The sequence below is a fragment of the Putridiphycobacter roseus genome (assembly GCF_003234935.1).
Classification (GTDB): domain Bacteria; phylum Bacteroidota; class Bacteroidia; order Flavobacteriales_D; family Crocinitomicaceae; genus Putridiphycobacter; species Putridiphycobacter roseus.
On the sequence record NZ_QKSB01000006.1, the window covers coordinates 34,247 to 55,573 of the forward strand.

The 21,327-nt window shown below is 34.5% G+C and carries 18 protein-coding genes; 8 read left to right on the forward strand and 10 right to left on the reverse strand.

Annotated elements, in window-relative coordinates; all coding sequences use genetic code 11:
- Nucleotides 1-2: 2 nt before the first annotated feature.
- Nucleotides 3-896 carry a hypothetical protein gene (locus DNU06_RS10705; RefSeq protein ID WP_146239216.1) on the reverse strand — a complete coding sequence of 298 codons (894 nt, stop codon included), beginning with the start codon at nt 894-896 and terminating at the stop codon, nt 3-5.
- Between the two features lie 281 nt (nt 897-1,177).
- On the opposite strand from DNU06_RS10705, the gene DNU06_RS10710 reads away from it, so the two are divergent.
- A complete protein-coding gene (locus DNU06_RS10710; protein WP_111063334.1) occupies nt 1,178-2,815 on the forward strand; it encodes an ABC-F family ATP-binding cassette domain-containing protein in 1,638 nt (545 codons plus the stop codon).
- A gap of 208 nt (nt 2,816-3,023) precedes the next feature.
- Here DNU06_RS10710 and msrB read toward each other — a convergent pair whose 3' ends face one another.
- From msrB to DNU06_RS10740, 5 genes are all read right to left on the reverse strand, one after another.
- On the reverse strand, nt 3,024-3,548 hold the full coding sequence (msrB, locus tag DNU06_RS10715) for a peptide-methionine (R)-S-oxide reductase MsrB (RefSeq protein ID WP_233503011.1): 525 nt from the start codon (nt 3,546-3,548) through the stop codon (nt 3,024-3,026).
- Nucleotides 3,549-3,898: 350 nt separating this feature from the next.
- Nucleotides 3,899-4,465: a DUF7935 family protein gene (locus tag DNU06_RS10725; protein WP_111063336.1), complete on the reverse strand. Its 567-nt coding sequence runs from the start codon at nt 4,463-4,465 to the stop codon at nt 3,899-3,901.
- 35 nt (nt 4,466-4,500) lie between these two features.
- On the reverse strand, nt 4,501-6,702 hold the full coding sequence (locus tag DNU06_RS10730) for a WD40/YVTN/BNR-like repeat-containing protein (RefSeq protein WP_111063337.1): 2,202 nt from the start codon (nt 6,700-6,702) through the stop codon (nt 4,501-4,503).
- Entirely contained in the window at nt 6,686-7,390 is a 705-nt protein-coding gene (locus DNU06_RS10735; RefSeq protein ID WP_233503014.1) for a DUF4956 domain-containing protein, read from the reverse strand. The genes DNU06_RS10730 and DNU06_RS10735 overlap by 17 nt, the downstream gene beginning before the upstream one ends.
- Entirely contained in the window at nt 7,380-8,138 is a 759-nt protein-coding gene (locus DNU06_RS10740) for a polyphosphate polymerase domain-containing protein (RefSeq protein ID WP_111063338.1), read from the reverse strand. Before DNU06_RS10740 ends, DNU06_RS10735 begins: the two co-directional genes overlap by 11 nt.
- A gap of 79 nt (nt 8,139-8,217) precedes the next feature.
- On the opposite strand from DNU06_RS10740, the gene DNU06_RS10745 reads away from it, so the two are divergent.
- Nucleotides 8,218-8,706, forward strand: a complete 489-nt coding sequence (locus DNU06_RS10745; protein WP_111063339.1) for a cytidine deaminase — start codon at nt 8,218-8,220, stop codon at nt 8,704-8,706.
- Nucleotides 8,707-8,732: 26 nt separating this feature from the next.
- Entirely contained in the window at nt 8,733-9,059 is a 327-nt protein-coding gene (locus tag DNU06_RS10750) for a DUF3817 domain-containing protein (protein WP_111063340.1), read from the forward strand.
- A 269-nt stretch (nt 9,060-9,328) separates the two neighbouring features.
- On the opposite strand, the gene lpdA is transcribed toward DNU06_RS10750, so the two are convergent.
- The 3 genes from lpdA to DNU06_RS10765 all read right to left on the reverse strand — a co-directional run bounded on the left by lpdA (nt 9,329) and on the right by DNU06_RS10765 (nt 11,689).
- Nucleotides 9,329-10,720, reverse strand: a complete 1,392-nt coding sequence (gene lpdA, locus DNU06_RS10755) for a dihydrolipoyl dehydrogenase (protein ID WP_111063341.1) — start codon at nt 10,718-10,720, stop codon at nt 9,329-9,331.
- A 102-nt stretch (nt 10,721-10,822) separates the two neighbouring features.
- Nucleotides 10,823-11,044 (reverse strand): DUF2795 domain-containing protein, encoded by a 222-nt coding sequence (locus DNU06_RS10760; protein WP_111063342.1) that lies wholly within the window; start codon nt 11,042-11,044, stop codon nt 10,823-10,825.
- 93 nt (nt 11,045-11,137) lie between these two features.
- Complete coding sequence (locus DNU06_RS10765) at nt 11,138-11,689, reverse strand: cob(I)yrinic acid a,c-diamide adenosyltransferase (protein WP_111063343.1); 552 nt, start codon at nt 11,687-11,689, stop codon at nt 11,138-11,140.
- A gap of 110 nt (nt 11,690-11,799) precedes the next feature.
- On the opposite strand from DNU06_RS10765, the gene gcvT reads away from it, so the two are divergent.
- The 5 genes from gcvT (at nt 11,800) to recQ (ending at nt 20,863) form a co-directional block, all read left to right on the forward strand.
- Nucleotides 11,800-12,882: a glycine cleavage system aminomethyltransferase GcvT gene (gcvT, locus tag DNU06_RS10770; RefSeq protein WP_111063344.1), complete on the forward strand. Its 1,083-nt coding sequence runs from the start codon at nt 11,800-11,802 to the stop codon at nt 12,880-12,882.
- Nucleotides 12,883-12,896: 14 nt separating this feature from the next.
- Complete coding sequence (trkA, locus tag DNU06_RS10775; protein ID WP_111063345.1) at nt 12,897-14,237, forward strand: Trk system potassium transporter TrkA; 1,341 nt, start codon at nt 12,897-12,899, stop codon at nt 14,235-14,237.
- Nucleotides 14,238-14,241: 4 nt separating this feature from the next.
- On the forward strand, nt 14,242-15,708 hold the full coding sequence (locus DNU06_RS10780) for a TrkH family potassium uptake protein (RefSeq protein ID WP_111063346.1): 1,467 nt from the start codon (nt 14,242-14,244) through the stop codon (nt 15,706-15,708).
- 81 nt (nt 15,709-15,789) lie between these two features.
- Nucleotides 15,790-18,666 carry a GEVED domain-containing protein gene (locus tag DNU06_RS10785; protein WP_111063347.1) on the forward strand — a complete coding sequence of 959 codons (2,877 nt, stop codon included), beginning with the start codon at nt 15,790-15,792 and terminating at the stop codon, nt 18,664-18,666.
- A gap of 67 nt (nt 18,667-18,733) precedes the next feature.
- Entirely contained in the window at nt 18,734-20,863 is a 2,130-nt protein-coding gene (gene recQ / locus DNU06_RS10790; RefSeq protein ID WP_111063348.1) for a DNA helicase RecQ, read from the forward strand.
- Between the two features lie 9 nt (nt 20,864-20,872).
- Here the strand turns inward: recQ and DNU06_RS10795 are convergent, their stop codons facing one another.
- The gene (locus DNU06_RS10795; protein WP_111063349.1) at nt 20,873-21,325 is read right to left on the reverse strand and encodes a DUF1569 domain-containing protein; all 453 of its coding nucleotides are present in this window, start codon (nt 21,323-21,325) and stop codon (nt 20,873-20,875) included.
- Between the last annotated feature and the right edge of the window lie 2 nt (nt 21,326-21,327).

The window sequence follows — 21,327 nt, forward strand, 5'->3', positions numbered from 1 at the left end:
CCCTATTTATTTTGAATAATTTCAAATAAATTAGAAAACATAAGCCAGGTGAAAATATCTGACTTGACTTTTCCTTTACCTAAAGTCGTGCTGTGCGGATAAAAAGTGTATTCAAATGTGGTATATTTTATGAGGGCAGCTACTTTTTTCTCCTTAAAAGAATTTGCTTGCTCCAACATACCCTCTGTATTATATTTAAAATTTGTCCTGGCAATTACCTTTACCAAATCTCCTGAAACCTCCTCAAATGACCAACCCACTTTCGAGCTTATAGCTTGTCCCTTATAAACATAATAAAATGCCTGTAACTGCTTTTCTTTCTCCCCTATCCAACGTTCTGAATTTAGAATATTTTGATTAGTATCGTATTGAAAGTAGGTGGTTAGTAAATAATTATTATTATTTTCTACGGTAGGATTAACCACATTTAATGCCGCACGCGACAATAAGCCTTGTTCGGAATAAATAAATCCTAAGTTATATTCAATCTCCCCCACATTCACTTCTCGCACCAATAAAAAATCTTGCGCATCAAAGGTTAAAACATTCTTTCGAAATACAGCTTCTCCTTGCTTAAAAAATTCAGTCACCACATGATTGGTCTGGTCGGTCTGTATATCCCAAACTTTATGTTTTATCTCTTCCCCTTTCTCATTTAAATAACAATAAACTTTACTGCTAAAATAAGGACTCTCTCCTGTATATTTATAATTAATCTCTCGCTCTGCTAGCGTGTCTGACATAAAAAAGTAATCTCGTACTTTTACCATTCTACCTCTCTTATCAAAATAGAGCCTATTTTTGATCCGTTTCTTTAAGTTTAAACTGTCCAAACTCTCATATATGACCATGGAAGCAATATGGTTTGACTGTATGTAGTCTTGTAAAAAATACATTTTATATTCTAGCTTAAAATCTTGCCCACATAAATTGGTCGGTAACATTAAAAACACAAAAAAAATGATACTAATTTTGAAAAACATTTATTACTTCTTCTTTATTTAATTATACCAAAGTAATAGGATTCTTTAATAAATAACGACAAAACATCCATTTTTATAGACCAAGTATTGTGTATAAAAGATTAAACTTTTTGAAACTAATGCTTTGCGATAAAAAATTAATAACTGGTTTTTGATGTATATTTTTTAGCTTTGCATTTTTAATCCAAAATAATATGATTTCAGTCGATAGCATTGGTGTTGAATTTAGTGGTTCAACCCTATTTAATGATGTTTCCTTTGTGGTAAATGAAAATGATAAAATTGCACTCATGGGAAAAAATGGGGCAGGCAAATCTACCATGATGAAAATCATTGCCGGGATGAGTAAACCCACCAAAGGCGCGGTTCGGTTTCCGAAAGAAACTGTAATTGCTTATTTGCCGCAGCATTTACTGACAGATGATGACTGTACCGTATTTGAAGAAGCCTCAAAAGCATTTCAACATATTTTTGAAATGCAAACACGCATGGATGAATTAAACAAGTCACTTGAAACGCGTACCGACTATGAATCGGCGGAATACATGAGTATTATTGAGCAAGTAACCGAATTGGGGGAAAGCTTTTATGCCATTGAAGAAATTAATTATGATGCAGAAGTTGAAAAAGCTTTGCAAGGATTAGGCTTTAAACGAGAAGATTTTAACAGACCAACTTCTTCTTTTAGTGGTGGCTGGAGAATGAGAATTGAATTGGCTAAAATTTTATTGAAAAAACCTGACTTAATCTTACTAGATGAACCAACTAATCATGTCGATATTGAATCTGTAATTTGGTTGGAAGATTTTTTAATCAACAAGGCAAAAGCGGTTATTGTAATTTCACACGACCGTGCTTTTATTGACAACGTAACCAAAAGAACCATTGAAGTGACCATGGGGAAAATATATGATTACAAAGCCAACTATTCTCATTATTTAGAATTGCGAGAAGAAAGAAGAGCCCAACAAATTAAACAATACCAAGAACAACAAAAAGTAATCGCGGACAACAAAACATTCATTGAAAAATTTAAAGGGACCTATTCTAAAACTAACCAGGTAAATTCTAGAGAAAGAATGTTAGAAAAAATGGTGCTTATCGAAATTGATGAAGTAGATACGGCTTCTTTAAGACTTAAATTTCCACCTGCACCAAGATCAGGTGATTACCCTGTGACTGCGCTAGATTTATCTAAAAGCTATGGGGAGCATGTGGTTTTTAAAAATGCCAGTTTATCTATTGCTCGGGGAGAAAAAGTATCTTTTGTTGGTAGAAATGGTGAAGGCAAGTCTACCATGATTAAAGCCATTATGGGAGAAATTGATTTTGAGGGTACTTGCGAACTTGGTCACAATGCTAAGGTTGGTTATTTTGCCCAAAATCAAGCAGCCCTACTAGATGAAGATATCACGGTTTTTCAAACTGTCGATCAAGTAGCAGATGGAGACATTAGAACCCAAATCAAAAACATATTGGGAAGGTTTATGTTTAGTGGTGAAGATATAGATAAAAAAGTCGGCTTACTTTCAGGAGGTGAAAGAACAAGACTCGCTATGGTTAAATTACTTTTAGCCCCAGTGAATGTCTTAATTCTTGATGAACCAACCAACCATTTAGACCTAAAATCGAAGGCCGTTCTAAAAGAAGCTTTAATGGATTTTGAAGGTACCTTGATATTGGTTTCGCATGACCGTGATTTCTTAAAAGGCTTATCTGAAAAAGTGTTTGAATTTAAAGACCAACGAGTGATGGAACACTTTGAAACTATTGATGAATTTTTAATTAGAAATAGAATTGAAAATTTAAAAGAAATTGATTTGAAAAAATAAACCTGCGTTTTTTAATAAAATGGATACGCGTAAGTGTATAAAATCGTTCGCGTTGCTTTTTCCAACCTCCTTGGGTATTCATGGTGACTTTCAAAGGCAAACTTAAGCTGTCTGTTTCAGAGGTGTTAATTGTTTTTGTAGGAACAGGATTGGGGTCGACAGGATAATAATCTTCAAAGAAATATTCTTAATAAGCCGTTTTCTTCTCTTATTTTTCGACAAAATGCAAGGACAGTGAATTGACACAATGTCGTGTTGACTTATCGGTAAAACTTTCTCCGTAAAAAACATGCCCCAAATGTCCCTTACAATTCGAACAAACAATTTCTGAACGCATGCCATTTGCATCTTTTACCACAAGTACATGATCTGCTATCATAGCATCAAAAGAAGGCCATCCGGTACCTGAATTAAACTTACTTTCCGAAGTAAATAAAGTCTGGTTACAACGTTTGCACAGATAGTTACCAACCGCCTTACTGCTTGCATATTCACCTGTAAATGGTCGCTCCGTTCCCTTGTTGACAATCACATCATATTCCGCTTTAGTTAATGCATTCCAATCTGCAGGTGTTAACTTCAATTGTAAATCTGTCTCTACTGGTTTATTTTTAGTTATTTTAGATTCAACTGCTACGGTAGCGGGCTTTTCTTGGGCCTGACCACAAGCTGAAAAACCAATCGACACCACGGACATGGTCATCCACAGGTATAATACTTTTTTAATATTCATATAGCTCCTTTTTATTATAGACGGTTTTACACCTATTTACTTTCAAAATAATGCCTAAAAAATGTTAATCTTGAATAGATTTGCTTCGTTTATTTCTGATAAGAATATAAATAATTTTTTCCCATTTTCCTGACTTTGACGTGATATACCTATCGATATTTTTTTAGCCTTGAATGAACAATCGCATTAGGAATCAATATGATTCTTATCAAAATCACCTAATCGTCCTTGGAAATTTCGCTAGTAAATCCACAACCATACTATCTATAGTATTAGAATTTATAATTCCTTTGGCCCTTTTACTTGCTATTCTTGGAATAAAAAATGCCCTTGGAAAATGTAATGGGATATTAAATCTTATCTCTTAACTCTCGTTTTAAGGTTTCAATCGCTATTTCTGTTGGTTGTTGTTTTAATTGTGCTGCAATTTCAAATATGTTTTGACCTAAATCTGCTGCCAATGCTGTAGGCTCTAATTGGGTGGCACTCATATTAATAATTTTAACCACTTCTTCTTTGCTATTTTTTACAATTTGCCAAGCCTCAGAGGAAATATAGACTTGTTGTGCCAAATTATGCTCAAATTCTGAACGAATGTTTTCTAAAAGCTTTTGCTGAAAAGCCTTCGCTGGCATTCCTGGATTAACTAATCGAATTACTAAGTTGGTTGGAGAAATACGCTCCAAAAAAAGGACTAAGCGCTGCACAGCATCAATTTGCAATGGTAAAAAAGTTTTTGCATTTGTACTTTCCACCAAAGTCGTAGGTGTAGGTTGCGCCTGCTTTAAACTCGCTAATTTAATTTTCTGATTTTGTACTTCAACCCAGCGGTTAGTAAAGTAATAAAAGGCTCCAAACCCTAATAAAGAAGGGACTAAAAATTTTGAGAATTCAATGACTAGTTCAGTATTCGACATTTTTTATATAATTAAATGAGGCTTAAAAGTAACAATTAATCTGCAATATTTATTTGCCAAACACCTCTACCATCTGTGCCCACAGTTAAAATATTATTTTTCGCATTAAAATCTAAACCTACAATTTTACAATGCGGTAATCCGTATCCTACCTTCTGCCATGCTTTTCCTCCCCGTAAAGTAGACTTGGAACCCATGTATACGCCCGATTTTGTACCTAAAAACACCGTACGTTTGTTCGTTGTCAGCATTACCATATTGTATCTACCTCCTCTACCGGAAGTGATCACCCCACTAATATCCCAAACTTTATTCTGTTTCAAACTATTTTTATTAAAAGTGGTAAAATAAATCATGCCCTTTTCATCTGGTTTATTTTTATTGGCACTTATTCCATGCGCGTAAGAAACGTACATTTTATTCCATTTTTTTGGATCTAAAACAATATCTCCTACCCATGTGTTTCTAGGTAAATTCAATTCCTGCCAACTTTGAATAATTTCTTTAGGCGCTGCAGTAGTATTATTAATAAAAAATAATTTATGATTCGTTACAGGTTTTCCAGCCTTGTTTTTCTCAAAGACGAGTACATGTGCCAAAAGCATTTCAGGATGATAAATAGAGGTAAATAAACCATATACCTGATAGGAGCCTAAATGGTGTGTTAAACCAAAATTTGAAATTGCCATTCTTTCATTTGGCTCTTTTGGATTATTAGTCATGGCAATATCAATATTACCTTTTGATAAACCGGAGTTTTGTTCAAAATTAAAAAACAATATGGAATCCTTAACAGGGTGCAAAGCCAAAGCCATTTTCCATCCAGCAGTTTTAAAAAAATTTGAATCATGTATTTTTATGTTTTTTTTTGCAGTATCCTCCGAATAATAAGCCCCGCCACCAGCATATTGATTAGAAGTGTAAATAATATGACTCGCATTTGGATTAATCAATGGAATTAATGCATCCCCGCCATTCACTTGTCGCCAGGAATAAATGCCGTTTTTAGCCCAATCTGCCCGTACTACACTCCCGTCATGATTTAAACCTATCGCTATCTGATTCGGGTCGTCAGTAGCTACCGCTAAGCCATACACTTCGGCGTTGCCAATGCCAATTGATTTAAATTGCCAATTTTCCCCATTGTCTGTCGATTCAAATACACCGCCATGGGTGCCTATAAATAACCTGTCTTTTTGAACAGGGTGGTAAACAATATGCTCAACATCTACATGATAATTAGAGGAAACATGTTTAAATTCGCCTTCTTTAATCAACCATTTTCGGATCCTAACCCCATAGCCAAATAACAATTCATTAGTGTCAAATGGATTTATTGCAAAGGTATATCCTGCTCCAAAAGAAACAGCAGCATTTTTACAAACCACAGTTACTTCCTTTAAAGTTGCATCATAACGCCAAATCTCATCTTTGCCAGACTTAAAATTGATCAATAAATAAAATATTTCATGATCGCGCTCAATAGTAATACCATTAATTGCTCTTGTCTCCTGAGAGATTTCAGGGATTTGTGTCAGTACTTGCTCGTCGGAAACAATTACTTGCCAAATGTTTTTCCGCGCTATACTGAAGCAAATGTATTTTGGACTTACAGCTAAATCATAAATACTACCCTCTAAGTAATTCACTTTTGTCCATGCTATATCATCTGCAGTACAATCTTCAGTAAAATATAAACCATCCGAGGTATGCACATATAGTTTATTTACCTCAACTGGATGAAATCTTAAACCATAAATTGTGACATAACTCCCTTTATCAAAATCATGATAATTGGCCACTTTTTCCCAAGTCACCCCATTATCTCTGGTTCGCATTACACCACCATTTTTTCCAATGGAACCTGGTGCACCATTAGCATCATCTCTAATAGAAACCGCAAACCAAATATTCGAGTTTTTGGGGTGAAACTCCGCCCAAGCACATCCAGAGCTTAACCAGCCATCTGAACCAGAATTCCGCCAATCATCTCCTCCATTTTCGGAAATAAAAAGTCCCCCCATAAGAGAACCTGCCAACATTTTATTAGGTGATAAAGTAGAAATTCTAATGAATTCAACTGGACCAATCCCAGCCGCTGAAATACGCCCTTCGGGTCTCTCGTTTGGCCCCATAGATTGCCAGTCCCTTCCTAAATTAAAGTCTTGACCGTATCCGATAAAACTTAATAAAGTAAGAATGAAAAAAAACAAAAGCGGATTAAGCTTCGCTATCATGATAGTCCGCTTGCTCCGCTTGGAAATAAAATATTTTAATTTCTGCAACATCTTTTAAAAAGTCAACATTACCAATCTGAAAACTATTGATCACTAATCCAGTTCTATTCTCTAAATCGGCTTTCAATATTTCTGCGTTTTCTGGTTTAATGTTTTCAATTTTTTCATACACAATGGATTTTGAAGACTCAGTACCTGACAATAACCAAGTTTCTAATATATATACAATCACTAATACCGTGATATTAATAAACATTAATTCGGCATAACTCACTTGTCTACCCGCCAATGCATTTACCACTGAAATACCTATTGCAATAAATAAATAAGTCATTTCACGGATTTTCATAGTATTCGTTCTGTAACGAATAATACCAAAAATGGCAAACAAGCCTAAGCCCATCCCAGTATCAATATCTAGTTTTTTAAGGGCAAAACAAATCATAAAAGTAATGACCGATATTAAATAAAAAGTGAATAAATAATTCCTTCTCGGTGTCTTTACAAAATAAATAAAACGAATGATTAAAGTAATGAACAGTAAATTGACGAAAAATCGAAAAACCAATTTATAAAAATCATCACTCATCAAGCTCATCCCTAAAAACATATCAGGTTTATTTATGGCAGCTAACTCCAAGTTAAATGGTAAAAAAGCGCTTAATTTTAAGAGTAAGTTACTCAACATAATTTTTTAATTTTTCTATTAATAATAATTTATCTTTAAATCCATTGTATTTAATATCAGGATTTAAACTTACCGCACCAACACAGTATTTACTGATGCTATTGGAAGGAAAACCATTTGACTTCATCAATTGATAAAACAAACTATTTCTATTCACATTCTCTTGTTTCAACTCACCAATCACTAAGTGTTCGAAATTTACACTTTTATCTTTCCAAGAAAAGCCTAAATTCAAATCTAGTGTTAATCTTTCTTTTTCGGCTGCATTCACCAAGGTAATTCTCGCAAAATCATTCCATAATTTTGCTTCTAATTTTGGTGCATTTTCAATGACTAAATCTACAAAATTTTTAGAAGTTGCAGAAAACTCTTCTTCAAACCCCGGTAAACTAATCCTCTTTTTATCCGTTCTTCCTTTAAATTTATTCTTTATTTCCAAAAAGTAAATTTCAGACTCTACATAGTTTCGAATCCTAACTTTATACCGATTTGGCATGCCCCTGTGGTGGTCTAAATAGTAGTCAAAATCTACGGTATCAAAGTATAATGTTTTATAAGTACTTATTCTATTTTCCTTTATAGACAGTACTTTGTACCCTTCTTTTAGTTTTGCTAATAAAGGAATCAACAAAGCCACCGGAAATACAAATTTTGTATCTGTTCGGTTCATTAATTTCACTTCATCCATTTCCGCTAATGAAACAGGGTGAAAAGTCGCTAAAATTCTATTAACTTCGCTTAATTGCATGCTATTTTAAAAAAAACAAATGTAACTTTTTTTTTATTATTATATAAGTGTTCAACAACTAATGATGTAAAAATTAAATATGGCCATAATCAATCACGCTTTAACTGTACTTTATAAAAAATCTGACTCCATTAGAGACTTCAATAAATACGAGCAAATTTTAGTATCCAAAACTATCTTAAAAGTCGTGGATGCATATGCGCCATATTCGCAATTTAAAGTCGCTGCTGGGGTTTTGACAAACAAACATCAAATTTCCTTCGGGACCAATATTGAAAATGCTGTTTTCCCCATTGGAAGCTGCGCAGAAAGAAACGTTTTGGCACATTGTATTAGTAATTTCCCAAATGAAATCATTACCACTTTGACCATTTATGGAAATAGCGAAAAAAGACCTAAAAACCAATTTACAAGTCCGTGTGGTATGTGTCGACAGGCTATTCTGGAAGCCGAGATGCGCCAAAATTATCCCATTAAAATTATTTTAATTAAAGCCGAAAATGATTTGATGATTTTTGAGTCGGCAAATGCAATATTGCCTTTCGCATTTACCCAAAAGGATTTATAAATAAATTATATTTGCAGAAAAAAAATATGCACTTAAATAATAACTTGGGAATATTAAGACTATTATCCCTTATGGAAGGCATCAGCTATATTGCTTTTGCCATCACCATGCCATTAAAATATAACTTAGATATTCTATTGCCAAATAAAATAATGGGGTACACACATGGTTTTTTATTTTTAGCTTATTGTATTTTTGTATTATTAGTTGGTATTCAACAAAAATGGGCTTTTAAAACTATATTTATTGCAGGTTTTGCCTCTTTAGTTCCTTTCGCGACTTTTTGGGCGGATGCAAAAATATTTAAACCAACACAACTTGGTCTACCATCTAATTACATTGCTAAAAGATAAATAACGATAATAGCAACAAGTATTAAATTGACCAGTATTAAAAATACAATATCCATCCGCTCTTCCCTTTCTTGATTCATGTTAGAAGTTTTAATATATACTTATAACAACTAACTTGACGTTTCCCCCTAAGGAAAAAATAAATTGCATTGGAAATTCTTAAGGCTCCTACTAACTCTCACGAATTATAGCCGAGTTCAAAAAAAATAGAATAAACAAAAAAGACCATCTTTTAAAGATGGTCTTTTTAATATGTATAAGGTGATAATTTAAATATGGATAACTTCTCCATATGCCGCCGCAGCAGCTTCCATTATCGCCTCACTCATGGTTGGGTGAGGGTGAATGGTTTTAATTAATTCATGTCCTGTAGTTTCTAATTTTCTTATGGCTACTAATTCAGCAACCATCTCCGTAACATTAGCTCCTACCATATGTCCACCTAATAATTCACCATATTTTGCATCAAAAATCAACTTTACAAAACCTTCATTGGCTCCTGCAGCACTTGCTTTACCTGATGCTGAAAATGGAAATTTACCAACTTTTATCTCATACCCTGCATCTTTTGCAGCTTGTTCTGTCATACCAACAGAAGCCACTTCAGGAGAACAATAAGTACATCCTGGGATATTACCATAATTTATTGGCTCCACGTTCATGCCTGCAATTTTCTCCACACAAGTAATTCCTTCTGCAGAAGCTACATGCGCTAAAGCTGGTCCAGTAACAATATCGCCAATAGCATAATAGCCTGGTATATTAGTTTGGTAAAAATCATTCACCAATACTTTACCTTTATCCGTAGCGATACCTACATCTTCTAAGCCAATACCTTCTAAGTTAGTTTGTATTCCAACAGCAGATAATACGATATCACATTCAATTTTTTCTTCTCCTTTTTTTGTTTTGATTGTTACCACACATCCTTTTCCTGAAGTATCTACACTTTCAACAGATGAATTGGTCATGATCTTAACCCCTTGTTTCTTTAATGAACGTTCTAATTGTTTAGATACTTCTAAATCTTCAACAGGAACAATGTTAGGCATGTATTCAACCACAGTAACTTCAGTTCCTAAAGTATTATAGAAATAAGCAAATTCTACACCAATAGCGCCAGAACCAACAACTACTAACTTCTTAGGTTGTGTTGGTAAACTCATGGCCTCACGGTAACCAATTACTTTTTTACCATCTTGTGGTAAATTTGGTAATTGACGTGATCTAGCTCCTGTAGCTAATATCACCCCTTTATTTGCTGTTAATTCCTTAACGGCTCCCTTATCGTCAGTCACTGAAACCTTCTTTCCAGCTTTCACTTTTCCAAAACCTTTAATGACATCAATTTTATTCTTCTTCATTAAAAACTGAACGCCACCACTCATCTTCTCGGCAACTCCTCTACTTCTTTTAACCATTCCAGCAAAATCAGCATCAGCACCGGATACAGAAATACCATAATCGGCTGCATGAGAAATATATTCGAATACATTGGCACTTTTTAATAAAGCTTTGGTTGGAATACAACCCCAATTTAAACATATACCACCAATTTCTGCTTTTTCAACAATCGCAGTTTTTAATCCTAATTGCGAAGCTCTGATTGCGGCAACATACCCACCAGGACCACTTCCTAAAATTATAATATCGTAATTCATTTTTCTATTCTTTTGTGTTGCGAATTTAGGAAATTCTTATTGTTATTAATAATTATTTAAAGACAAAAAAAAAGAGCTAATCAAATTAGCTCTTCATTATTTTTAATATTCGTCTTCGTTAAAGAAAAAATCATCCTTGGTCGGATAATCAGGCCAAATGTCCTCTATACTTTCGTATAACTCCCCTTCATCTTCAATTTCTTGTAGATTCTCAACCACCTCAAGTGGTGCACCAGTTCTCATGGCATAATCTATCAATTCGTCTTTAGTAGCTGGCCATGGCGCATCTTCAACATATGAGGCTAATTCTAATGTCCAATACATAGTTAGTAGTTTTAAACTTTTTTGCAAAAGTAATTTTTTAAAAATGATATCCAAAGATTATACCAACTTTTATTTAAATAAATGAATAAAACATTATACTCTTGCCACCCAAGGTGCCTCTGGTGCTTTTAATTTTTGCGCAATGTAACGGCTGTATACAAATAAATAATCGCTCAAGCGATTTAAATACTGTAACCCAATAGCATCCGTTAATAGTGATTCCGCCAATAAGGCAGCAACTAAGCGCTCTGCCCTTCGGCAGACACAACGCGCAATATGAATAAAAGAAACATATTCGTTCCCCCCCGGTAATATAAATGATTTCATGGCCGGTAGTACAGCATCCATTTCATCAATTTTATTTTCCAATAATAAAATATCATCCGCTACTAACTCGGGGAGTTTCATTTTGTTTTTCTCCGGATCAGATGCCAATAAAGAACCTAAGGTAAATAACCGATCTTGAATTTCCAACAAGAGTGTAATATCTTCTTTTTCAATAGCTTTATCTCTTAAAAGGCCGACATATGAATTTAACTCATCCACAGTACCGTAAGCTTCTATTCTAATGTGGTGCTTTGGAATTCTTGTCCCCCCAATTAAACCTGTAAGCCCTTTATCACCTGTCTTTGTATATACTTTCATATCTTCATCTTTTTGAATGCTGCAACGAAATTAATTATTAATTCATGGAGTGACTTTATATTTTATAAATATTTATACTTTTGTTTCTCCATTATTATTAAAAAAATCGAATGAAAAATACAGCATTAAATGATACGCACACGGCCTTAGGTGCTAAAATGGTCCCATTTGCAGGTTTTAACATGCCTGTTCAATACGAAGGTGTAAATGCAGAACACGAAACTGTAAGATCAACAGTGGGTGTTTTTGATGTTTCTCACATGGGGGAATTTTTAATTTCAGGACCAAATGCTTTGGATTTAATTCAAAAAGTATCCGCAAATGATGCCAGTACTTTGACTATTGGTAGAGCACAATACAGCTATTTACCTAATGATAAAGGTGGAATTGTAGATGATTTAATCATTTATAAACTAAAAGAAACACAATACTTATTAGTAGTGAATGCTTCTAATATTGAAAAAGATTGGAATTGGATTAGTCAACATAATTCTATGCAAGCAGAAATGCGTAATCTGTCTGAAGACTATTCTTTATTGGCAATACAAGGCCCTAAAGCAGTTGAAGCTATGCAGTCTTTAACATCTGTGGATTTATCCGCTATTAAATTCTATCATTTTGAAGTAGCAGATTTTGCTGGTATCGAAAATGTAATCATTTCTGCAACTGGTTATACTGGTTCTGGTGGATTTGAAATTTACTGTAAGAATACCGAAGTAAAACAAATCTGGGATAAAGTATTTGAAGCAGGTGCTGCTTTTGGTATCAAACCAATTGGCTTGGCCGCTAGAGATACTTTAAGACTTGAAATGGGCTATTGCTTATATGGTAACGACATCAATGATACTACTTCACCAATTGAAGCTGGATTAGGATGGGTGACTAAATTTACAAAAGATTTTATCAACGCTGATGCCATTAAAAAATCAAAAGAAGACGGTGTTAAAAATAAATTAGTAGCTTTCGAATTGGTAGATAAAGGTATTCCTAGACATGACTATCCAATTGTAGATGCTGATGGTAACCAAATAGGTATTGTAACTTCTGGTACCATGTCTCCTTCTACTAAAAAAGCAATTGGACTAGGTTATGTTCCAAAGGATAAAAGTACTGTGGATAGTGAGATATATGTACAGGTTAGAAATAAACAATTAAAAGCCAAGGTAGTTAAGCTTCCTTTTTATAAAGCTTAAGTAAAAGCGTAAGCATGAAAATAATTATTACGGGTGGAGGAGATGTGGGATTTCACTTGGCAAAAATGTTGTCAGGTGAATCTCAAGATATTTATTTAATTGATGAAAACAAAAAACGACTCAATTATATTGGTACGCATTTAGATGTATATACTATTGAAGGGGATGCTACTTCAATTCATATTTTAAAAGAAGCAAAAGTTGAACAAGCAGACCTAGTGATTGCAGTAACTTCTTCGGAAGAGACCAATATCTTAGTCTCTATTTTAGCCAAACAATTTGGGGCTAAAAGAACTATTGCCCGAATCAATAACCAAGAATTATTGATGGAAGAAAATGCGGCCCTCTATAAAAAACTAGGCATAGATGATTTAATTTCTCCTGTTCAATTAGCAGCAAAGGAAATTAAAAGATTAGTAAAACGTTCCGCTTTTACAGATAACCTTGAATTTGAAAATGGGAAACTTTCTGTTATTGGAATTACCATTGGGGCCGATTCTCCGCTCAAAAATAAAACCATCATAGAAAGTGCACATTTAAATCCTAACCTCACTTTTAAACCAATTGCCCTTCACCGTAAAGAGCATACAATTATTGTAAGATCAAATACACAAATTCTTGCAAACGATATCCTATACTTTATTACAAGTCCTGAATCTATTGATTTAATAATGAACATCTGCGATAAAAAATGTTTTGATATCAAGGACATCATGATTTTAGGTGGCAGTAGTATTGGTTTAGCTACAGCTAGTCTTTTAGAAAAAGATTATCGCGTAATTTTAATTGAAAAAAATGCAGAACGCTGTTCTTTCTTGGCTGGAAAATTGAAAAATACATTGGTGGTAAATATTGATGGAAGAGATGTAAAAGCTTTAGAAGAAGAAGGACTTGGTGACATGGATGCATTTGTGGCAGTTACTGCGGATTCAGAGTCTAACATCATGTCTTCACTCGTAGCCAAAAATCACAATGTCAAAAAAACAATTGCAAGGGTTGAAAATATCGACTATATTCACTTGTCTCAAAATATTGGAATTGATACCCTCATCAATAAAAAAATTATTGCTGCCTCTAATATTTTTAAATACATTAGAAAAGGAGAAATAAATGCCATGGGTTCTTTACATGGCGTGGATGCTGAAATTATTGAATTCAACGTAAAAGCAAACTCTAAAGTCACCAAAAAAACAATTAATCGACTTAAATTTCCTAGAACAGCTAATATTGCAGGGGTAATTAGAAATGAATTTGGTTTTATCCCTTTTGGTGATTTCCAATTAAAGGAAGGTGACAAAGCTGTTGTATTTTCTCTGACTGAATCCATTCATAAAATTGAAAACTTTTTCTCCTAAATAAATGGCAAAAAGACTTATAAACACAAGCGTTACTTTAAATGTAATTGGTGGCCTATTATTTATCATGGGTACCCTCATGCTTTCCACCTTGTGTTTTGCAATTTACTATAAAGAGCCTATTTTACCATTGCTTTTCTCTAGCTTAATCACCATTGGGACTGGTACCATTTTGAAACTGACCACTATTAGCAGTAAAGATGCAGAAATTAGAAAAAGAGATGGCTATTTAATTGTTACCATGGGCTGGCTATCCATGGCCGTTTTTGGTACACTCCCCTATTTACTAACCGGTGCCATACCAACTGTTACCAATGCTTTTTTTGAAACCATGTCCGGTTTATCTACTACTGGTGCCTCTATTCTAGATAACATTGAGGAAATGCCTCGGGCTATCTTATTTTGGAGAAGCTTAACACAATGGATTGGCGGAATGGGTATTATTGTTTTAACCATTGCTATCTTACCCATGCTTGGAATTGGAGGAATGGAGCTATTTGTAGCAGAAGCGCCTGGACCAACAAAGGATAAAATCCATCCCCGAATTAAAGAAACCGCTAAAAGATTATGGGTAATTTATGTTGCCTTAACCACACTGCAAACTATTTTATACTTATTTGCAGGTCTTTCTTTTTTCGACGCAATCAACCATGCATTAACCACAAATTCAACTGGTGGTTTTTCTACGTATCAAGACAGTATTGCCTTTTTCAATTCTCCCATTGTTGAATACATTACCATCCTTTTTATGTTCCTCGCCGGAACAAACTTCACCCTTCTCTATTTCGGTTTAAAAGGAAAATTTAAAAATATTTTAAGTAATGATGAATTTCGCTGGTATTTAAGTGCTGTCTTAGGATTGGTTATTTTTATAACGCCTATTGTATACACACAAGTAGGTGACGCTTCGTTTTTAAGTACTTTCAGAACCGTATTATTCCAAGTGGTCAGTGTTATTACCACTACCGGGTTTGCGAGTGCCGATTTTACTACTTGGGGATCCTTAGTGACCTTTATTTTCTTTTTATTATTATTTTCTGGGGCTTCTGCTGGTTCTACCAGTGGCGGTATTAAAATTGTAAGAATTATTGTTTTGATGAAAAATGGCTTTCTTGAATTTAAAAGAAGACTCCATCCAAATGCCGTTATTCAAGTGCAATTAAACAACCAACCTGTTCCCGGTTTAATCATTTATAACTTACTTGCTTTTATCTTTTTGTACTTATTTATTTTCACCATTGGCTCTATGGTAATGACCGGATTAAATGTTCCTTTTATGGAAGCAGTTTCTTCTGTTGCAACCTCCTTAGGTAATGTTGGCCCCGGAATTGGTGAATTAGGTCCAAGTCATAGTTTTTCTCAAGTTCCAGCAGCAGGTAAATGGGTACTTTCTTTTTTAATGTTATTTGGTAGATTAGAATTGTTTACCGTAGCACTACTCTTAACGCCTTACTATTGGAAAAGAAATTAAGGTTAACTCTCCAATAGTAAGTGAAAAATTGAATATGAATTTTGTGTTAAAATTGTAATTTTATAACAACTTTAACATAATATGAAAAAATATCTATTCCTTTTCCCGCTCATTATAGGAACGTTCTTAAATGCACAATCCACCTCGGAAACTTTTAATTGGTCAATACTCCCTGATACAGTATATGTTACTAAACCTTTAAAAGAAATTCCAATTATTGAGGACCTATTCCCAGGGGAAGAGAAAGCACATGTATATAGCAATAACATGCGCAGAAATAAATTTACCAATTCAAACGCTTTACCCCAAGGAAATGACCCGCAATGGCAAAATGAAATGGGAAAACTTCAAAATAGAGGACCAATAGCAAATTGGGAAGGGGTAAATAACGGTTTAGGATTCCCACCAGATCCAAGTGGTGCTGCAGGACCAAATCATTATGTGCAAATGGTGAATTCTAGAATTCAAATTTTTGATAAGCAAGGTAACTCCTTATATGGTCCAAATGCTTTAAGTTCTATTTTAAGTTCCAATAATGGCGACCCTATTGTGATGTATGATAAATATGCCGATCGTTGGTTTTTAAGTGGATTTGGACAAGGAAACTCCCTTTCTTTTGCCATGTCAAATACCGCTGATCCAACTGGTACCTACACCGTTTGGAATTACTCTTTGAGTTCTTTTCCCGATTATCCTAAATACGGGCTTTGGCATGATGGTTATTATGTAACCGCTAACACTGGTGGACCGGATTGCTATATTTTAGAAAGAGACGAAATGCTATTAGGTGCTGCTGGTTCACCGCAGTTCATATCCCTAACAATTCCTAGTTTAATTACAGGTTCTGGCACAAATACGGGTGGTTTTCACTCCGTAGTTCCAGCTTCAGCTGACTTTGACCTGCCTCCTGTAACTGAAAAATTAAATTTGTTTTATTTCGAAGATGATGCATGGTCTGGTGTACCTACCGGTGGGGATAGAATTAAAATTTGGGAAGTTACCGCTGATTGGAACAATGTTTCTAACTCCTCTTGTACGCAAATCCAAACCTTAAATGTCGCCCCTTTTGATACTCAATTTAATTCTAACTGGGACGATATTACACAGCCCGGAACTTCTCAAAAACTAGATGGCGTTCCTGGTGCTTTTATGTACCGTGCCCAATTTACACAATGGCCAAACCATAATACGGTAATGCTAAACCATACTGTAGATGTAAATGCAACCAATCAAGCAGGTATTAGATGGTATGAATTGAGAAATACTGGTAGTACTTGGACAGTGCACCAGCAAAGTACTTATTCGCCAGATAACCATAGTAGATGGCTTGGTAGTATTTCTATGGATAATCAAGGTAATATTGGCATGGCCTACTCGCTTTCAAGTGGCACACAATATCCATCCATTATGTATACTGGTAGATATGCTACTGATCCATTAAATAGCATGACGCTTGCAGAAGACACTATTATTATTGGTTCGGGCGCACAAACAGGTGGCAATAGATTTGGTGATTATGCGCACATGACCGTTGACCCAGAGGATGACCAAACTTTTTGGTATACTGGAGAATATGTGGACGCCGGTGGAAGATCGACTAGAATTGCTTCTTTTAAATTGGCAAGTTCAGATAGTGTAGACCTTGGTATTACATTGCTTTCTAATCCTAATAATGGTGTTCTAACCAACAACGAAGCCATTACTATAGACATTAAAAACTTTGGATATTCTGTGCAAAATAATTTTGATGTGAACTATCAAATAAATAACGGACCAATTATTACAGAAAGCTATACTAATGGTCCAATTTTAAGTGGCCAAACGGATACTTATACTTTTGCGCAATCGGCAGACTTAAGTAATATTGGAATTTATGATTTTAAATTATTTACGACACATCCTAATGATCTTAATTTAACCAATGATACCCTGCACCAAGAAATAGTGCACTTATTTCCAAATGATATTGGTGTAACTATTATTAATAATCCAAGTACCGATAATAATTTAATGATGGAAACGGTTACCGTGACTATTGAAAATTTTGGTACCACTAGTCAAAGTAATTTTAATGTAGGCTTTCAAATAAATGGCAATACACCAATTGTAGAAAATTTTTCAAATTCTCTTGCTGCAGGTGCTTCCACTACTTTCAACTTTAGTACACAAGGAGATTTTACCAATTTAGGTACTTACGAGGTAATGGCTTTTACCGGATTAATTGGTGACCAAAACTTAACAAACGATACCGTAATTAGAGTGATTGAAAATTCAAATTGCTCGCCTATTTCTAACTGTACTTTTGGAGACGGATTGACTAGGTTTGCACTTGGAGACTTAAACAACCCTAGTGGCTGTACCCCTGGTGGCTATACCGATTACAGTATATTGTCTACCGATCTTATAGTTGGTTATACCCAATCTGTTACTGTAGAATCAAACGCAAATCCGCAATACCTTTCCGTTTGGATTGATTTCAATGACAATTTTTTCTTTGAACCGACCGAAAAGGTAATCGCTGCTTTTTCTTTTAACAGCCAAGGAACAACTACCTTTTCATTAGCCGCTAACGCTGCGCTTGGAGAACATTTATTAAGAGCAAAAGCAAGTGATCAAATTTCAGATGTGAATGATGCTTGTGCAGATATGCAATATGGGGAAACACAAGATTATTCCGTAAACTTAGTGAATGACTTAAAGGTGGAAAGTGAAAATGTGAGTAATGAAATTAAAGTGCAATCCTTTGTCAATCACTTGTACATCTTGGATGCCAAACATTTATCCGATAAAGTTAATTTGAAAATATTCAATAACTTAGGACAAGTAGTTTATCAAATCGAATTGCCTTCAACTGCTTTAAACCAAATTAAAATTGACCTTTCCAATTATGCAGAAGGCGCTTATTTGGTTAGCTTAAAAACAGCTTCCCAATCCGCAATTGTTAAATTGATTCGCTAATCCTTTTTTTAAATATATTTTAAAGCATCTTGATTATTTCAAGGTGCTTTTTTTTTACCTTTGGAAAATGGCCTTAGATTTAAAAAACGTATTAAAACAATATTTTGGATATGATAGTTTTAGGCCGCAACAAGCGGAAATCATTACCTCTATTCTAGAAGAAAAAGATTCCTTAGTACTGATGCCTACTGGTGGTGGTAAATCCATTTGTTTTCAGCTACCAGCCATGCTTTTCCCAAATCTAACTTTGGTTATTTCTCCCTTAATTTCCCTCATGAAAGATCAGGTAGATGCACTTTTAGAAAATGGTATCCCTGCTGCCTATTTCAATAGTTCTGTATCTGCAATGAATAAAGAAATATTGGTTCGCGAAGCAATTGAAGGAAAAATAAAATTATTATACATGGCACCAGAAACCTTATTTCAAATTAAGGACACCTGGTTACATCAATTAAAAATAAGCATGGTGGCAATTGATGAAGCCCACTGTGTATCTATGTGGGGACATGATTTTAGACCCGAATACCAAAGAATAGGAAGTTTAAGAGCGGAACTCCCAGGCGTTCCTTTTATGGCCTTGACTGCTACAGCAGATAAAATCACCAGAAAAGATATCATTAAACAATTGAAATTAAAGGAACCTGGTTTTTTTCTAAGCTCCTTTAACCGACCAAATCTTTCCCTTTCCGTAAGGGCACAAATACCCAAACAAAAAAAAGTTAAAGAAGTTTTACAGTTTATTGAAAAAAGAAAAGGGCAATCTGGGATTATTTATTGTCTTTCCAGAAAAGAAACAGAACAATGGTCCCAAACCCTAGTCAATGCTGGACTTTCATGCGCATATTACCACGCAGGACTATCGCCTGAAGCAAGGGATGAAGTTCAAAATGGCTTTATCCATGATGATATCCATATTATTTGCGCCACCATTGCCTTTGGAATGGGAATTGACAAATCTAATGTGCGCTGGGTAATCCACAACAACCTACCTAAAAACTTGGAAGGCTATTACCAAGAAATTGGTAGGGCTGGTAGAGATGGGTTATTAAGTGACACTGTACTTTATTATAATTATAGGGATGTGGTAATGTTGAATGACTTTATTCAAGAAAGCGAATTCAAACCCATTTACCAAGAAAAAATTAATAGAATCTTACAATACGCTGAAGCCAATACCTGTAGAAGAAGAATTCTTCTGGCTTACTTTAGTGAACATTTACCCGAAGATTGTAAAAATTGTGACGTTTGTTTAAATCCACCAGAAGTAATTGATGGAAAAATTATTGCCCAAAAAGCACTTTCTGCCTTGTTTAGAACCAACCAAAAAATTGGTATTAATACTTGTATTAATATTTTAAGAGGTTCTAAATCCATGGAAATTTATGAAAATAATTACCAAGAAATAAAAACTTATGGTGCCGGCACAGAGTATAGTTTTAACGACTGGCAACACTATATCACCCAATTGGTCAACTTAGGTTGTATAGAGATTGCTTATGATCAAAATTTTCATTTAAAAATAACCGAATTTGGGAATGAAATATTAAAAACCAATAAATCTATTAACCTAACTAAACCGCAACCTAGAGAAACGCTTAAAGCGAAAAAGGAAAAAGAAAAGAAAGGTAAAGCAAGGCCAACTATTACTAAAACTAGCAGTTCCTTATTCGAAGCTTTAAAGCAAACAAGAAAAATTGTTGCCAAAGAAAAAGGGGTTCCTGCTTATATCATTTTTCATGACTCGGCCCTAAAGGATATGGCCGTGAAAAAACCAGGGACTGAATTAGAAATGTTGGAAGTACAAGGCATGGGAGAAGCAAAATTTAGAACCTATGGTGAATTGTTTTTAAACGCCATTGCCAATTTTGAAGCAAGCCATTCCCCAAAACAAAAAAAAACAAAAAAAGGCTCTACTTATGAAGAGACCTGGGAATTGTATAAAAATGACTTTTCTTTAAGTGAAATTGCTATGCATAAAGACATTTCAGAGACCACTGTCATCAATCATTTAATTAAATTAAAAGCAGATGGTAAAGCCATTGATTTGAGTAAATATGTTTCCGATAAAGAGGTAGAATTGGTACAAACTATGTTCCTGCAACTGAAACAACCCACTGGACTAAAACCCATTTACGAAGCACTTCGTGGGGAATTAGATTACGATAAAATTAGAATTGCTTTGGCAGTTAAAAGCTGAACAGCGGTTTCAAACCCCAAACTGGGTCAAGTGATGGTTTAAATGTTTTACAAACATAGTATTCCATTCATTTTTAGATAATTTACCGAAAGAATTTGATTCCTTTCCGTCAAAATAAGCCGCCCCTAAACTCTGTGTTTTGTCAATAAAATCAATTAACCTTTGTTTTTCTTTTTCAAAATCTTTTGAATCAGTAATTTTAAATTCAGGTGCTGTTGGACTGTTCTTTTTGTATGGCTTATCTCCCACTACAATTTTTTTGACAAATAAATTTAACATGAATTTCTTAAAAGCACCTGGTTGTGGTAAGGTGTCGTCGAATGCTAATTCGTAGGAGACATTTAAATGTGCCAACATTTGACTGGCATTCATTTTCCCCCATTCTGGCTTTGTTTCGTTTGTTAAATTATTAATTCGATTAACAAATTCAGCACAATCAACACTATTATAGGCACTTTTCATTG

What these genes read in the sequence shown, in the direction of transcription:
- DNU06_RS10710 (WP_111063334.1), top strand. Translation starts at nt 1,178, where the DNA reads ATGATTTCAGTCGATAGCATTGGTGTTGAATTTAGTGGTTCAACCCTA.
- DNU06_RS10725 (WP_111063336.1), bottom strand. Translation starts at nt 4,465, where the DNA reads ATGTCGAATACTGAACTAGTCATTGAATTCTCAAAATTTTTAGTCCCT.
- gcvT (WP_111063344.1), top strand. Translation starts at nt 11,800, where the DNA reads ATGAAAAATACAGCATTAAATGATACGCACACGGCCTTAGGTGCTAAA.
- recQ (WP_111063348.1), top strand. Translation starts at nt 18,734, where the DNA reads ATGGCCTTAGATTTAAAAAACGTATTAAAACAATATTTTGGATATGAT.
- DNU06_RS10735 (WP_233503014.1), bottom strand. Translation starts at nt 7,390, where the DNA reads ATGTTGAGTAACTTACTCTTAAAATTAAGCGCTTTTTTACCATTTAAC.
- DNU06_RS10785 (WP_111063347.1), top strand. Translation starts at nt 15,790, where the DNA reads ATGAAAAAATATCTATTCCTTTTCCCGCTCATTATAGGAACGTTCTTA.
- DNU06_RS10765 (WP_111063343.1), bottom strand. Translation starts at nt 11,689, where the DNA reads ATGAAAGTATATACAAAGACAGGTGATAAAGGGCTTACAGGTTTAATT.
- trkA (WP_111063345.1), top strand. Translation starts at nt 12,897, where the DNA reads ATGAAAATAATTATTACGGGTGGAGGAGATGTGGGATTTCACTTGGCA.
- DNU06_RS10730 (WP_111063337.1), bottom strand. Translation starts at nt 6,702, where the DNA reads ATGATAGCGAAGCTTAATCCGCTTTTGTTTTTTTTCATTCTTACTTTA.
- DNU06_RS10750 (WP_111063340.1), top strand. Translation starts at nt 8,733, where the DNA reads ATGCACTTAAATAATAACTTGGGAATATTAAGACTATTATCCCTTATG.
- DNU06_RS10740 (WP_111063338.1), bottom strand. Translation starts at nt 8,138, where the DNA reads ATGCAATTAAGCGAAGTTAATAGAATTTTAGCGACTTTTCACCCTGTT.
- DNU06_RS10705 (WP_146239216.1), bottom strand. Translation starts at nt 896, where the DNA reads ATGTATTTTTTACAAGACTACATACAGTCAAACCATATTGCTTCCATG.
- lpdA (WP_111063341.1), bottom strand. Translation starts at nt 10,720, where the DNA reads ATGAATTACGATATTATAATTTTAGGAAGTGGTCCTGGTGGGTATGTT.
- DNU06_RS10780 (WP_111063346.1), top strand. Translation starts at nt 14,242, where the DNA reads ATGGCAAAAAGACTTATAAACACAAGCGTTACTTTAAATGTAATTGGT.
- msrB (WP_233503011.1), bottom strand. Translation starts at nt 3,548, where the DNA reads ATGAATATTAAAAAAGTATTATACCTGTGGATGACCATGTCCGTGGTG.
- DNU06_RS10745 (WP_111063339.1), top strand. Translation starts at nt 8,218, where the DNA reads ATGGCCATAATCAATCACGCTTTAACTGTACTTTATAAAAAATCTGAC.
- DNU06_RS10760 (WP_111063342.1), bottom strand. Translation starts at nt 11,044, where the DNA reads ATGTATTGGACATTAGAATTAGCCTCATATGTTGAAGATGCGCCATGG.
- DNU06_RS10795 (WP_111063349.1), bottom strand. Translation starts at nt 21,325, where the DNA reads ATGAAAAGTGCCTATAATAGTGTTGATTGTGCTGAATTTGTTAATCGA.